Below are 12,027 nucleotides of genomic sequence, written 5' to 3' on the forward strand. Positions count from 1 at the left end.
TCATCATGGAAACAAGATATGACCCATACCGTCCATCTTCAATTTGAAGACATCGACAACACCGTCCTCCAACGCCTCTGCGGCGCGCTCGACGGCAACCTCGAAGCCTTGGGCAAAGCCCTCGATATCCAAATCAGCCGCCGCTTCGAACACTTCACCTTCATGGGCGAACTCGCCCACGCCGGCCGCCGTGCCTTGCTTGCACTCGCCGAAGCCGCCGAACAAGGCGATTTGGACGACAACGCCATCCGCCTTGCCGCCGTCGAAGCCAAAACCGCTGACGAGAAACACGAAGAAAAGCATCATGACCAACAATATTATTTCCGTACCAAACGCGGCAGCATAGGCGGGCGCACCCCGCGCCAAAACGGCTACATTCGAGCCTTGTTAAACCATGACGTCGTCTTCGGGTTGGGCCCCGCGGGTACGGGCAAAACCTATCTCGCCGTCGCCGCCGCCGTCGATGCCATGGAAAAACACCAAATCGAGCGCATCGTCCTCGTCCGTCCCGCCGTCGAAGCAGGTGAGAAACTCGGCTTCCTGCCCGGCGATTTGGCGCAAAAAGTCGACCCCTACCTGCGCCCGCTCTACGACGCGCTCTACGATCTGATGGGCTTCGACCGCGTGACCAAACTGATGGAAAAAGGCTTAATCGAAATCGCCCCGCTCGCCTACATGCGCGGCCGCACGCTCAACGGCGCGTATGTGATTCTGGACGAAGCGCAAAACACCACGCCCGAGCAAATGAAAATGTTCCTGACCCGTATCGGCTTCGGCGCAAAAGCCGTCATTACCGGCGACATCAGCCAAATCGACCTCCCGCGCAACATCAAATCTGGCCTGAAAGATGCCCGCGAAAAACTGCGCGACGTAGAAGGGCTTTATTTCCACACCTTCACCAGCGAAGACGTCGTCCGTCATCCGCTAGTGCAGAAAATTGTGGAAGCGTATGAAGCGGCAGAAGAGCAAGCCGAAAGAAGCAGCGCCGCCGAACGGTAAACAAAGAGGCTAAAAAAGGTCGTCTGAAAACCGGAAACATGGTTTTCAGACGACCTTTGTGGCATTCGCGCATCCCGCCGATTTTGTTTTTGATTTTAAGAAAGACTTAAACCCTATCTGGCGGCAAAACAGTCTCAGCTTTGCCGCCCTTCTCACCTAGCTACGGACCACTTTGCGCACTTGGGGAATGGCGTGCAGGTTGTGAATGATTTGGTTGATTTGCGCCAAGTCCTTCACTTTGATGATGAACTTGAATTCGACAAATCCTTCCGTACCCGCCAGCGCTTTGTTGGGAGTTTCGACGGATTCGATGTCTGCGCCGGAGTTGGAGATGGCTTGCGCCATAAGGGCGAGCAGGCCGTGGGAGTCTTCGGACTGGATGCTGAGTCCGGTGCGGTAGGCATGGCTGCCTATGCCTTCCCAGTTCGCGTCAAGCTGCTGCTCGGGATCGGATTTGAGCAGGGTCGGGCAGGTATCGCGGTGGATAATCATGCCTTTGTCTTTGACCAAAAGGGCGCGGACGGAATCGCCCGGGACGGGGTGGCAACATTCGGCAAAATGGATGCGGCCGGTTTCTTGGTCGTTGACTTTGATGGGGCTGAGTTTGACTTCGCTGCCGAAGTGCTGCCCTGCCAGTTCGGCGATGTGCATGGCGACGTACACGGGCAGGGTGTGGCCCATGCCGACGTTGTAGAGGACTTCTTCAAACGAGGTTTGTTTGTCGTTGAGGTCGGCGAGGTATTTTTCTTTGAGGTCGTCTGAAAGCAATACGTCTTTGGGCAACAGGCTGGACAGGGCTTTTTGCAGGAGGTTTTCGCCGAGGATAATGGCTTCGTGGCGGTTGAGGTTTTTGACGTATTGGCGGATGGCGCTGCGCGCGCGGCTAGAAACGGTGAAATTCAGCCATGCCGGATTGGGCTTGGCGTGTTCGGAAGTGATGATTTCAACGGAGTCGCCGGTTTTGAGTTTGGTACGCAGGGGCATCATGGTGTTGTTGATGCGGGCAGCGACGGTTTTGTGTCCGATGTCGGTATGGACGGCGTAGGCGAAGTCTATGGGCGTAGAGCCTTTGGGCAGCGTGAGAATTTTGCCTTTAGGCGTCAGGATATAGACTTCGTTGGGGAACAGGTCGACTTTGACGTGTTCAAGGAATTCGATAGCGTTCGCGCTGCTGGCTTGCAAATCGAGGATGTTTTTCAGCCATTGGTTGGTATGGAGGACGGCTTGATCGACGGTATTTTCGCCGGATTTGTATATCCAGTGTCCGGCGATGCCGCCTTCGGCTACGGCGTCCATTTCGCGCGTGCGGATTTGTACTTCAATGGGCAATCCGTAAGGACCGACCAAAGTTGTGTGCAGGCTTTGGTAGCCGTTGCTTTTTGGGATGGCGATGTAGTCTTTGAAGCGCCCGGGCTTGGGCTGATAGAGATTGTGCAGCGCACCCAAAGCGGCGTAACAGGCGGGAATGCTGTTGACGATGACGCGGAAGCCGTAAATATCCATGACTTCGGCAAAGCGCAATTTTTTCGCCAACATTTTTTGATGGATGCTGTACAGGTTTTTTTCCCTGCCTTTGATTTTGGCTTCGATGTTCACGCCGACCAAACGCTGACTGAAGGCACGCAAAACTTTGCCGACGACGTCGCGGCGGTTTTTACGGCTGTTGTCCATCGCTTTTTTGAGGGTTTCGTAGCGGCTCGGGTGGAGGTTTTGAAACGATAAATCCTGAAGCTCTTGATAGGCGTTGTTCAAACCTAGGCGGTTGGCGATTTGTGCGTAAATTTCGAGGGTTTCTTTGGCAATGCGGCGGCGTTTGTCGGGACGCATGGAGCCGAGCGTGCGCATATTGTGCAGGCGGTCGGCGAGTTTGACGACAATCACGCGCACGTCTTTGGTCATGGCGAGGATGAGCTTGCGGAAACTTTCCGCCTGATGCTCGGCGTGATCTTCAAATTTGAGTTTTTCGAGTTTGGAAAGCCCGTCCACCATCTCGGAGATGGTTTCGCCGAATTCTGCCGCCATTTCGATTTTCGATACACCTGTATCTTCGAGTACGTCGTGCATCACGCCCGCGCACAAGCCTTGAATGTCCATGTGCCACAACGCAAGCTGGGTGGCGACGGCAAGGGGGTGGGTAATGTAGGGTTCGCCGCTTTTACGGGTTTGCCCGTCATGGGCGTGAAAGGCGTAGGCGACGGCTTTTTCAAGCTCGACCTGTTCGGATGGGCTGAGATAGGAGGCGGTGCGGAACAAAAGTTCGCGGGCTTCGGCAGTCAGCGCGTCGTAGGGGGCAGTGGGCTGGGGGGCGGGCATTTCAGACGGCCTTCGGTGTGTGTTTTGTTTTGAGCCGTCAGACTGTATCGGTCGGATGTCGCGCCGATACAATCCGCGCGGCGGTTGGGCAGATTTTGCCTGCCGGTATTATTTGTTGCGGGTCAGCAGTTCGGTACCGATTTGACCGGCGGCGATTTCGCGCAGGGCGGTAACGGTCGGTTTGTTGTTGCGGATGTCGTCAACCATAGGGGCGTTGCCGTTTTCAAGCTGGCGCGCGCGGCGGGCGGCGACGAGGGTCAGGTCGAAATGATTGGGGATTTTGCCAGTGCAGTCTTCAGTGGTGATACGGGCCATTTGTTTGCTTTCTTTCTATTAATTTGTGATGGAATGTAAATGCGTATTTTCGCTGTTTTTCAGGAATTTTCCAACAGGTTTGAGATAAATCCTTGCTGGGAAGATTTTTTCAGACGACCTGCTTTGATGATGTGGAGCAAATCGGCTTCTGCCCTGTCCAAATCATCGTTGACGACGATATAGTCAAACAGGACGGATTGTTCGATTTCGTGACGCGCTTTGGAGAGGCGGGTTTGGATGACTTCCTCGCTGTCGGTGCCGCGCCCGATAAGGCGTTCGGCAAGGACTTCGAACGAAGGCGGCAGAATGAAGATGCTGCTGGCTTCAGGCAGGGACTTGCGCACCTGCGCCGCGCCTTGCACGTCGATTTCCAAAATCACATCGTAACCCTCTTCGCTAAGGGAATTGACCCCCGCGATGCTGGTTCCGTAATAATTACCGAAAACGTTTGCGTGTTCGAGGAAGGCTTTTTGTTTGATTAAAGACTCAAATTCCTCTTTGGGAACAAAATGATAATGCACGCCATGCTGTTCGCCTTCGCGCGGCTGGCGGGTGGTGTGCGATACGGAGACGCGCAAATCGGCGTTGTTTTTCAAAAGACGGGAAACCAGCGTGGTCTTGCCCGTGCCGGAAGCGGCGGAGATGATGAAAATATTGCCTTTTTTATGGGGTTTCATGATTTTGGTACCGATGGGATTATCTGTTGATTGTAGCATACGGGGCGTGTAATTTCATGTTCAGACGACCTTTCAGCCCCGATGGATTTGGCAACCGACGGTCTGACGGCTACAATATCGCGTTAAAAACTTTTCATTTGGGAACACGCAAAATGTTGGTTCATCCTGAGGCGATGGGCGTCGCCGCATTGGCGGACAAAATCCGCAAAATCGAAAACTGGCCGCAAAAAGGCATTTTATTTCACGACATTACACCGGTACTTCAAAGCGCGGAATATTTCCGCCTTTTGGTGGATTTGCTGGTCTATCGCTATATGGGTCAGAAAATCGATGTCGTGGCAGGCTTGGACGCACGCGGCTTCATCATCGGCGCGGCGCTGGCGTATCAGTTGAACGTCGGCTTCGTCCCCATCCGTAAAAAGGGCAAGCTGCCTTTTGATACGATTTCGCAAAGCTACGCGCTGGAATACGGCGAAGCGACGGTCGAAATCCACAAAGACGCGGTCAAACCCGGCGCGCGCGTGCTGCTGGTCGATGACCTGGTCGCAACCGGCGGCACTATGCTCGCAGGCGTGGAATTAATCCGCAAACTCGGCGGCGAAGTCGTTGAAGCGGCGGCGATTTTGGAATTTACGGACTTGATCGGCGGCAACAAAATCCGTGAAAACGGCGTTCCCCTGTTTACCCTGCTGCAAAACGAAGGCTGCATGTAAACTTTGCCCATGCCTCAAAGGTCGTCTGAAACAGCCATTCCGCTTTTCAGACGACCTTTTGTTGTCCCTGATTACGCGGTTAATGTAAATATCGGTTTCAGATTCGGATAATGCCACCAAATCGTTTAGAATACGGTTCTAATTGATTCTAATAAAGATACGGCAAGTAATGAACGCACAACGCATATTTTCCCTCTCGCTCAGCCTGATTGCCGCCGCGATTTTGTCGGCGTGTGCCTCCGAAAACGACACGACTTCATCCAAAGAGCCTGGCTCTTCCCTGACCGAACCCGCTTCCATCCCCGCCCGCCGCGCCGAAGGCGAATCCAAAGTATTGTCCGATTACGGTCAATATCAAGGCGCGCTGGATGCTGCCAAGCGCGGCGACGATATGTGGGTGCAACAATTCTTGGCACAGGCGGGCGACAGCGCGATGGCTGAAAACGTCCGCAACGAATGGCTCAAAAGCCTCGGCGCGCGCGGACAATGGGATGTGTTCCGCCAAGAAAACAAAAAGCTTAATGCGGCGGGCCGGGTGCAGGAAGTGCAATGTTATGCCGAATTGAGCAGCGGCAGCTACAACATGGCGGCAGAGCTTATACGCCTTACCAACAAGCTGCCTGCGGGCTGTACCCGCTTGGTCGAAAGCGCGGCATCGGCAGGTCGTCTGAACAACAACGACGCATGGCGCCGCGTGCGCGGATTGTTGAGCAACAGCCAAACCAGCGACGCACGCAGCTTGGCAGCCGCATTGGGCAGCCCGTTTGAGGGCGGCTTGCAAGGTGCGCGCGAATACAGCCTTTTGAACGTCATCGGCAAAGACGCGCGCAAATCCTCCTCCGCAGCTTCTACGCTGTCCGGCATGGAATCCGGCTTAAGCCGAGAACAAAGTAGCTTCGCATGGGGCGTATTGGGACTCTACCAAGCGCAAAATCAAAACATGCAGACCGCGTTGAGCTACTACAACCGCGTTTCCGACCGCAAACAACTGACCGACGAGCAATTCGAATGGTACGCCCGCGCCGCCCTGCGCCTGCAACGCTGGAACGAATTGTCGGGCATCATCCAACAAATGCCCGACAACCTGCAAAAAGACCCGACTTGGCAATACTGGCTGGGCCGCAGCTACGCCGCACAAGGCAACCAAAGCCGTGCTAAAGAAATGTACGAAAAAGCCGCCACAAGCGGACGCAATTTCTACGCCGTCTTAGCAGGCGAAGAACTCGGCCGCCGCGTCAATACCAAAAACAACGTTTCCGACGCCGATAAAAAAGACGTCCGCCGCATGGCAGATGACGGCGCCATCAAACGCGCGCTGGTTCTGTTTAAAAACAGCCAAAGCAGCAACGATGCCAAAATGCGCCGTCAAGCGCAGGCGGAATGGCGTTTCGCCACCCGCGACTTCAACGAGGACAACCTCCTGACTGCCGCGCAAGTCGCCTTTGAAAACCAGTTTTACGACATGGCGATCAACAGCGCCGACCGGACCGAGCGCAAACTCAACTACAACCTGCGCTACCTCTCTCCGTTTAAAGAGACCACCGTCCGTTACGCCTCACAAGCAGGGGTCGATCCCGCTTGGGTTTACGGCCTGATCCGCCAAGAAAGCCGCTTCGTCATGGGCGCGCAATCCAGCGTCGGCGCGCAAGGCCTGATGCAGGTTATGCCCGCCACCGCCCGCGAAATCGCCGGCAAAATCGGCATGAGCAGCAGCGAACTCTACACCATGGATGGCAACATCCGCATGGGTACTTGGTACATGGCAGACGCCAAACGCCGCCTGCAAAACAACGAAGTGATGGCAACCGCAGGCTACAATGCCGGCCCCGGACGAGCCCGCAACTGGCAGGCTTCTACGCCTCTGGAAGGCGCGATTTACGCCGAAACCATCCCCTTTACCGAAACCCGCGACTACGTCAAAAAAGTCATGACCAACGCAACCTTCTACGCCTCCCTGTTCAACGAGCCGCAAACTTCGCTGGAACAGCGTATGGGAACCGTTCCGGGCCGTTATTGATTGGCGCGGCTGCATACTATTGGATTGTTCGATAGGTGCGAAAGCTAAAAGGTCGTCTGAAAAACCTGAATCAGGTTTTTCAGACGACCTTTTGTATAAACAGGGTCTGACAATGAGTTTATCGCAGAGATAGTTGGTTATAATGAGCCATTTGCTATCCGTTGCTGTTCTTAGTCCTGATTGCGCGGGGTGATATGACTGCTTTTTGTTTCATGGGGAAATAAAGAAAACCCGTCGAATAATCGACGGGTTTTGGTATGATGGCGGAGTAAGAGGGATTCGAACCCTCGATGCAGGTTGACCCCACATGCTTCCTTAGCAGGGAAGTGCCTTCAGCCTCTCAGCCATTACTCCTAAGGAAGTGCGTAATATACTGGTTTGGTTCGGACGTGTCAAGCCGAGCCTGAGTGTATTTTTTAACCGCATGAAATCATTTGTATAAAATATAAAGAAATGTGAAATTGTAGCCCGTATGCGGCGGCTGGTACAATTCATGCTTGGTTTCAGGATGTGATGAAAATGAATGATTTAATCGTATTGAACAAGCCTTATGGCGTGATTTGCCAGTTTTCGGCGCATGAAAAGTATGGATGTTTGAAAGATTATGTGTCGCTGCCGGACTTTTATCCGGCGGGGCGTTTGGATACGGACAGCGAGGGTTTGCTGCTGCTGACGAACGACGGGCGCTTGCAGGCGCGGATTGCGGATCCCAAGTTTAAGCTGGAAAAAACTTATTGGGCGCAGGTGGAAGGTTCGCCCGAAGAAGCGAAGCTGGATATGCTGCGGCGCGGGGTGGATTTGGGGGATTTTGTCACGCGTCCGGCAAAGGTTCGCGTATTAGAGGCGGGCGAAGCGGATGTTTTGTGGCCGCGCGTGCCGCCTATCCGCGTGCGCAAATCTGTGCCTGATTTTTGGGTGGAAATTCGGATTTCGGAAGGGAAAAACCGTCAGGTCAGGCGTATGACGGCTAAGGCGGGTTTTCCGTGTCTGCGTTTGGTCAGGGTGGCGATAGGTCGTCTGAATCTATTCGATTTGGGCTTGGCGCTTGGGCAATGGACGTTTGCGCCGCATAAGCCTTGATGAAAGGCTGCCCGTTAAATAAATGGGTCAATAACGAAAAGGTCGTCTGAAAACCCTGCAATACGGTTTTCAGACGACCTTTGTTATTGGATATTAATGATGCGTATGACCGATTTGGAAGGTCATAGTGGTGTAGTTCGCCTGTTTTTGGCACACGCTTTGATCGGGGAAATCGGCTTTGTGTTCTACGCTGGCTTTCCAGAAGCCTTGACGCAGGGGGATGATGCTGACTTCGCCTTTGTCGTCCGTAGTGTCGGAGAAGGCTTGGGCTTCGGTTTTGTGGGTTTTGCTGCGGTCGCTGGTGTCGAAACCGTCAAATGTGGCGGTAACGGTGGCGTTCGGCAGCGGCTCGCCGTTGAAAAGGACACGGACTTTGAAGCGTTCGCCGACGTGGACGTTTGCGGGGTTGTCCAGCGGAACGATTTCTAAATGTTGTCCAACTTGCTTGGTAATGACGGAGGTGTCTGCGCTTTCGTGTCCGACGTTGACGATGTTTTTACCGAACATTCGGGTTTGTTCGCAATAGCTGGCGTCAGGCATTTCTTTGATGCTCGCCTGTTTCCAGCCTGCGCTGTTTTTAGACCAGAAGGTCGGCTGGTATTCGGCGGTAACGAGGTAGCTGCCGTCTTTAACCGGCTGTTTGCTGCGGTATTGGTAGTTGAACGTCCCTTTTTGAATCAGATTTTCTTTGCCTTTTTCGGTAACGAGCTGCATGGGTTTGCTGAAAATGTGCAAGCGGTCTTTGGCGATGGGCTCGAGTTCTGGGAACTCGCCGTAGCCCAATTCGGCTTGAAGGTATTCGCCGCCGTGCGTATGAGCGGTTTCGACCCAGACGCGGTGTGCTTGGGCGGTTGTGCTGAACAGGAGCGCGGATGCGATGAACAATGCGGTTTTTTTCATTGGGTTCTCCAAATGTATCGGGTAGAAATTTGATTGGTTATAATATAACAATTTTATTTATAACGAAACGGTTTCACAAAAAAAAGGTCGTCTGAAAACAGGATTTCTGTTTTCAGACGACCTTTCGCTTAGCTGATGTTTAAGCGTTAACCGGCTTTAGAAGCAATCTGAGGTTTTCGTTTTTCACTTGCAACAGCAAATCGATATTGGGATGCTTGCCCGGATTGGCTTGCGCATCGGCAACGTGTTCGGCAAACCAATCCAAACCCTGCGCAGCAGCAGCGGCATCGAGCTTGCCGCCGAAATTCAATGCCAAAGCGTTGTAGAGTTTCAGCGAGCCTTGCTTGCCGGGCGCATTGGGAATGTGATGGACGGCTTTGCCTTGTGCGTCGAGGATGTCGAGTCCGCTCAAATGACCGATGTCGGGCATGGCGGCGAGGTTGTCTTGGAAGCTCATGGTTGTCCTTTCTAACATGGGATTTTCAACGAAAAATACCTTGTATAGTGGATTATAGTGGATTAACTTTAAACCAGTACGGCGTTGCCTCGCCTTAGCTCAAAGAGAACGATTCTCTAAGGTGCTCAAGCACCAAGTGAATCGGTTCCGTACTATCTGTACTGTCTGCGGCTTCGTCGCCTTGTCCTGATTTTTGTTAATCCACTATAAAAAGGTCGTCTGAAACCCATACATTCAGTTTCAGACGACCTCAAATCACGAATCAGCGCGTACCGAAAATCTTATCGCCCGCATCGCCCAAGCCTGGGATGATGTAGCCGTTTTCGTTCAGATGACTGTCGAGGGCGGCGGTGTAGATGGTGACGTCGGGATGCGCTTCATTGACGGCTTTGACGCCTTCGGGCGCGGCAACGAGTACCAACGCTTTGATATTTTTGCAGCCTTTCGCCTTCAGCAAATCAATAGTGGCAACCATAGAGCCGCCGGTCGCGAGCATGGGATCGATAATCAGCGCGGGACGCTCGTCCATGCTGTCCACAAATTTTTCAAAATAGGAAACGGGTTTGAGCGTTTCTTCGTCGCGCTGCAATCCGACCACGCTGATTTTGGCAGTCGGAATCAGGTCGAGTACGCCGTCGAGCATGCCCAAACCGGCACGCAAAATCGGCACGACAGTCAAGGTTTTGCCCTTGATGCGGTCGCCTTCAATTTGACCGCACCAGCCGTCGATAATGTATTTTTCAATTTCAAAATCACGGCTGGCTTCGTAAGCCATCAGGCGCGCCAGCTCGGTAGTGAGGGTACGGAATTTGTAAGTGCTGCAATCGGCCTCGCGCATGAGCGTGAGTTTGTGGCGGACAAGGGGGTGATTGATAACGGTTACGTTCATTTTGCAGGCCTCGGATTGTTTTTGAATGGGCGTGATTATACTTTTTTTTGAATACTCGGAAAAGCAGGCAGAACACGGAAAAAGGTCGTCTGAAAAAGTTTTCAGACGACCTTTTGCTATATTTCATCAGGCTTTCAGCAAATCTTGCAATTCGCCGGCTTCGTACATTTCCATCAAAATATCAGAACCGCCGACAAACTCGCCGTTGACGTAAAGTTGTGGGATGGTCGGCCAATCACTGTATTCTTTAATACCTTGGCGGACGGCATCGTTTTCCAAAACATTAACGGTTACATAATCAGTACAACCTGCGGCATTAAGAATTTGAACGGCGCGGGATGAGAAACCGCATTGCGGGAACTGCTTCGTGCCTTTCATAAACAAAACAACGCGGTGGGTGGTAACAACTTCTTTAATTTGGTCATGAATAGAGGTCATGGTGTGGTATTCCTTACTGACATAATCGGTTAATCGGTAGTTGCGCCATTATACGCAAATTAATGCGACTGGTGTCGGATGTTTAAAAAAGGTTTCCGAAACCCCGATACTGTTTTTCAGACAATCCACCAGCTTGACAGAAACTACCTAATCAAAGATAATCCCGCAATTAATTTGCAGCCGCATCGACGGCATACCCGGCGCCAAGCCGACTTGTTAGGAGGTGATGTTTACATCACGGCGCGTATCCCGCCGGTCGCAAGACACCCGAGATACAAACAACCACTTTTTTACAAACCGCCCTTTTTACTTTTATCCCTTTCGGCGGTTTGAAACCAGAATTCAATTTAAAGGAAATAAAATGCCTGCAATCCGCGTTAAAGAGAACGAACCTTTCGAAGTAGCCATGCGCCGTTTCAAACGTGCCGTAGAAAAAACCGGTCTGTTGACCGAGCTGCGCGCCCGTGAAGCTTACGAAAAACCAACTACCGAGCGCAAACGCAAAAAAGCCGCAGCCGTAAAACGCCTGCAAAAACGCCTGCGCAGCCAACAACTGCCTCCTAAAATGTACTAAACATCAATTGCAGGTCTGCCCTGTGATGCCGAAACACACCGCAAGGCTTTTCCTGCGGTGTGTTTTGTTTTTCAGACGACTTCCAAGACAAGGGGTCGTCTGAAAAATAGAGAATCCACTAAGGCAGTATGTGCAATACCATCTTCCATCTTTTCCTGAAAGTCATCCCATGAGCCTGAAAGCACAATTAACCGAAGACATGAAAACCGCGATGCGTGCCAAAGATCAAACTACGTTAAGCACCATCCGCCTCATCAATGCCGCCATCAAGCAATTCGAAGTGGACGAGCGCACCGAAGCCGATGACGGCAAAGTGATCGCCATCATCACCAAAATGGTCAAACAGCGCAAAGACAGCGCCAACATCTACACCGAAGCAGGCCGTCAGGACTTGGCGGACAAAGAAAATGCCGAAATCGAAATCCTGCACCGCTACCTGCCGCAAATGATGTCTGCCGAAGAAATCCGCACTGCTGTGGAAACCGTAATCGCCATGACCGGGGCTTCCGGTATGGCCGACATGGGTAAAGCCATGGGCGTATTGAAAACCCAGTTGGCAGGCAAAGCCGATATGGGCGAAGTCAACAAAATCCTCAAAGCTGCGCTGACTTCATAATTGAATGAAGTCTGACCACCTTGGGTGGATTCAAGAAAA

Annotated in this window: 13 protein-coding genes and 1 tRNA gene; 6 read left to right on the forward strand and 8 right to left on the reverse strand. The window is 52.5% G+C overall.

The genetic code is table 11. The annotated features are described in order from the left end of the window. Positions 1-18: 18 nt before the first annotated feature. Positions 19-999: a PhoH family protein gene (locus tag J7445_RS06630; RefSeq protein ID WP_039409279.1), complete on the forward strand. Its 981-nt coding sequence runs from the start codon at positions 19-21 to the stop codon at positions 997-999. A 156-nt stretch (positions 1,000-1,155) separates the two neighbouring features. On the opposite strand, the gene J7445_RS06635 is transcribed toward J7445_RS06630, so the two are convergent. From J7445_RS06635 to gmk, 3 genes are all read right to left on the reverse strand, one after another. Beyond that, positions 1,156-3,312, reverse strand: coding sequence for a RelA/SpoT family protein (locus J7445_RS06635; RefSeq protein ID WP_209282803.1), 2,157 nt, complete (start codon positions 3,310-3,312; stop codon positions 1,156-1,158). Between the two features lie 108 nt (positions 3,313-3,420). Then, the gene (gene rpoZ / locus J7445_RS06640; protein WP_003740638.1) at positions 3,421-3,627 is read right to left on the reverse strand and encodes a DNA-directed RNA polymerase subunit omega; all 207 of its coding nucleotides are present in this window, start codon (positions 3,625-3,627) and stop codon (positions 3,421-3,423) included. Positions 3,628-3,686: 59 nt separating this feature from the next. Further along, a complete protein-coding gene (gene gmk / locus J7445_RS06645; protein ID WP_009312424.1) occupies positions 3,687-4,304 on the reverse strand; it encodes a guanylate kinase in 618 nt (205 codons plus the stop codon). A gap of 152 nt (positions 4,305-4,456) precedes the next feature. Between gmk and J7445_RS06650 the strand changes: the two genes are divergently transcribed. Then, entirely contained in the window at positions 4,457-5,017 is a 561-nt protein-coding gene (locus J7445_RS06650; protein ID WP_029609623.1) for an adenine phosphoribosyltransferase, read from the forward strand. Between the two features lie 169 nt (positions 5,018-5,186). Continuing rightward, the gene (locus J7445_RS06655; protein ID WP_209282804.1) at positions 5,187-7,034 is read left to right on the forward strand and encodes a lytic transglycosylase domain-containing protein; all 1,848 of its coding nucleotides are present in this window, start codon (positions 5,187-5,189) and stop codon (positions 7,032-7,034) included. 261 nt (positions 7,035-7,295) lie between these two features. Here the strand turns inward: J7445_RS06655 and J7445_RS06660 are convergent. Beyond that, a tRNA-Ser gene (locus tag J7445_RS06660) sits at positions 7,296-7,388 on the reverse strand. A 165-nt stretch (positions 7,389-7,553) separates the two neighbouring features. Between J7445_RS06660 and J7445_RS06665 the strand changes: the two genes are divergently transcribed. Beyond that, positions 7,554-8,114, forward strand: coding sequence for a pseudouridine synthase (locus J7445_RS06665; protein WP_209282805.1), 561 nt, complete (start codon positions 7,554-7,556; stop codon positions 8,112-8,114). 93 nt (positions 8,115-8,207) lie between these two features. Here the strand turns inward: J7445_RS06665 and J7445_RS06670 are convergent, their stop codons facing one another. The 4 genes from J7445_RS06670 to grxD form a co-directional block, all read right to left on the reverse strand. Continuing rightward, on the reverse strand, positions 8,208-9,014 hold the full coding sequence (locus tag J7445_RS06670; RefSeq protein ID WP_209282806.1) for a DUF4198 domain-containing protein: 807 nt from the start codon (positions 9,012-9,014) through the stop codon (positions 8,208-8,210). 139 nt (positions 9,015-9,153) lie between these two features. Continuing rightward, complete coding sequence (locus J7445_RS06675; protein ID WP_003763340.1) at positions 9,154-9,471, reverse strand: DUF2322 family protein; 318 nt, start codon at positions 9,469-9,471, stop codon at positions 9,154-9,156. Positions 9,472-9,733: 262 nt separating this feature from the next. Next, positions 9,734-10,360, reverse strand: coding sequence for a uracil phosphoribosyltransferase (gene upp, locus J7445_RS06680; RefSeq protein ID WP_003744890.1), 627 nt, complete (start codon positions 10,358-10,360; stop codon positions 9,734-9,736). A gap of 126 nt (positions 10,361-10,486) precedes the next feature. Further along, positions 10,487-10,798 carry a Grx4 family monothiol glutaredoxin gene (gene grxD, locus J7445_RS06685; protein ID WP_016688349.1) on the reverse strand — a complete coding sequence of 104 codons (312 nt, stop codon included), beginning with the start codon at positions 10,796-10,798 and terminating at the stop codon, positions 10,487-10,489. Between the two features lie 361 nt (positions 10,799-11,159). Here grxD and rpsU point away from each other — a divergent pair, with 361 nt between their 5' ends. Together rpsU and J7445_RS06695 are read left to right on the forward strand one after the other, a co-directional pair. Further along, positions 11,160-11,372 (forward strand): 30S ribosomal protein S21, encoded by a 213-nt coding sequence (rpsU, locus tag J7445_RS06690; protein ID WP_002214819.1) that lies wholly within the window; start codon positions 11,160-11,162, stop codon positions 11,370-11,372. Between the two features lie 169 nt (positions 11,373-11,541). Further along, complete coding sequence (locus tag J7445_RS06695) at positions 11,542-11,988, forward strand: GatB/YqeY domain-containing protein (RefSeq protein WP_019271722.1); 447 nt, start codon at positions 11,542-11,544, stop codon at positions 11,986-11,988. The last annotated feature ends 39 nt before the right edge of the window (positions 11,989-12,027 follow it).

The organism is Neisseria sicca, from assembly GCF_017753665.1.
GTDB lineage: Bacteria > Pseudomonadota > Gammaproteobacteria > Burkholderiales > Neisseriaceae > Neisseria > Neisseria flava.

Excerpts from the sequence above, each read along its gene's own strand:
- J7445_RS06695 (WP_019271722.1), top strand. The coding sequence starts at position 11,542 with ATGAGCCTGAAAGCACAATTAACCGAAGACATGAAAACCGCGATGCGT.
- J7445_RS06665 (WP_209282805.1), top strand. The coding sequence starts at position 7,554 with ATGAATGATTTAATCGTATTGAACAAGCCTTATGGCGTGATTTGCCAG.
- rpoZ (WP_003740638.1), bottom strand. The coding sequence starts at position 3,627 with ATGGCCCGTATCACCACTGAAGACTGCACTGGCAAAATCCCCAATCAT.
- rpsU (WP_002214819.1), top strand. The coding sequence starts at position 11,160 with ATGCCTGCAATCCGCGTTAAAGAGAACGAACCTTTCGAAGTAGCCATG.
- J7445_RS06675 (WP_003763340.1), bottom strand. The coding sequence starts at position 9,471 with ATGAGCTTCCAAGACAACCTCGCCGCCATGCCCGACATCGGTCATTTG.
- J7445_RS06670 (WP_209282806.1), bottom strand. The coding sequence starts at position 9,014 with ATGAAAAAAACCGCATTGTTCATCGCATCCGCGCTCCTGTTCAGCACA.
- gmk (WP_009312424.1), bottom strand. The coding sequence starts at position 4,304 with ATGAAACCCCATAAAAAAGGCAATATTTTCATCATCTCCGCCGCTTCC.
- J7445_RS06635 (WP_209282803.1), bottom strand. The coding sequence starts at position 3,312 with ATGCCCGCCCCCCAGCCCACTGCCCCCTACGACGCGCTGACTGCCGAA.
- upp (WP_003744890.1), bottom strand. The coding sequence starts at position 10,360 with ATGAACGTAACCGTTATCAATCACCCCCTTGTCCGCCACAAACTCACG.
- grxD (WP_016688349.1), bottom strand. The coding sequence starts at position 10,798 with ATGACCTCTATTCATGACCAAATTAAAGAAGTTGTTACCACCCACCGC.
- J7445_RS06630 (WP_039409279.1), top strand. The coding sequence starts at position 19 with ATGACCCATACCGTCCATCTTCAATTTGAAGACATCGACAACACCGTC.
- J7445_RS06655 (WP_209282804.1), top strand. The coding sequence starts at position 5,187 with ATGAACGCACAACGCATATTTTCCCTCTCGCTCAGCCTGATTGCCGCC.
- J7445_RS06650 (WP_029609623.1), top strand. The coding sequence starts at position 4,457 with ATGTTGGTTCATCCTGAGGCGATGGGCGTCGCCGCATTGGCGGACAAA.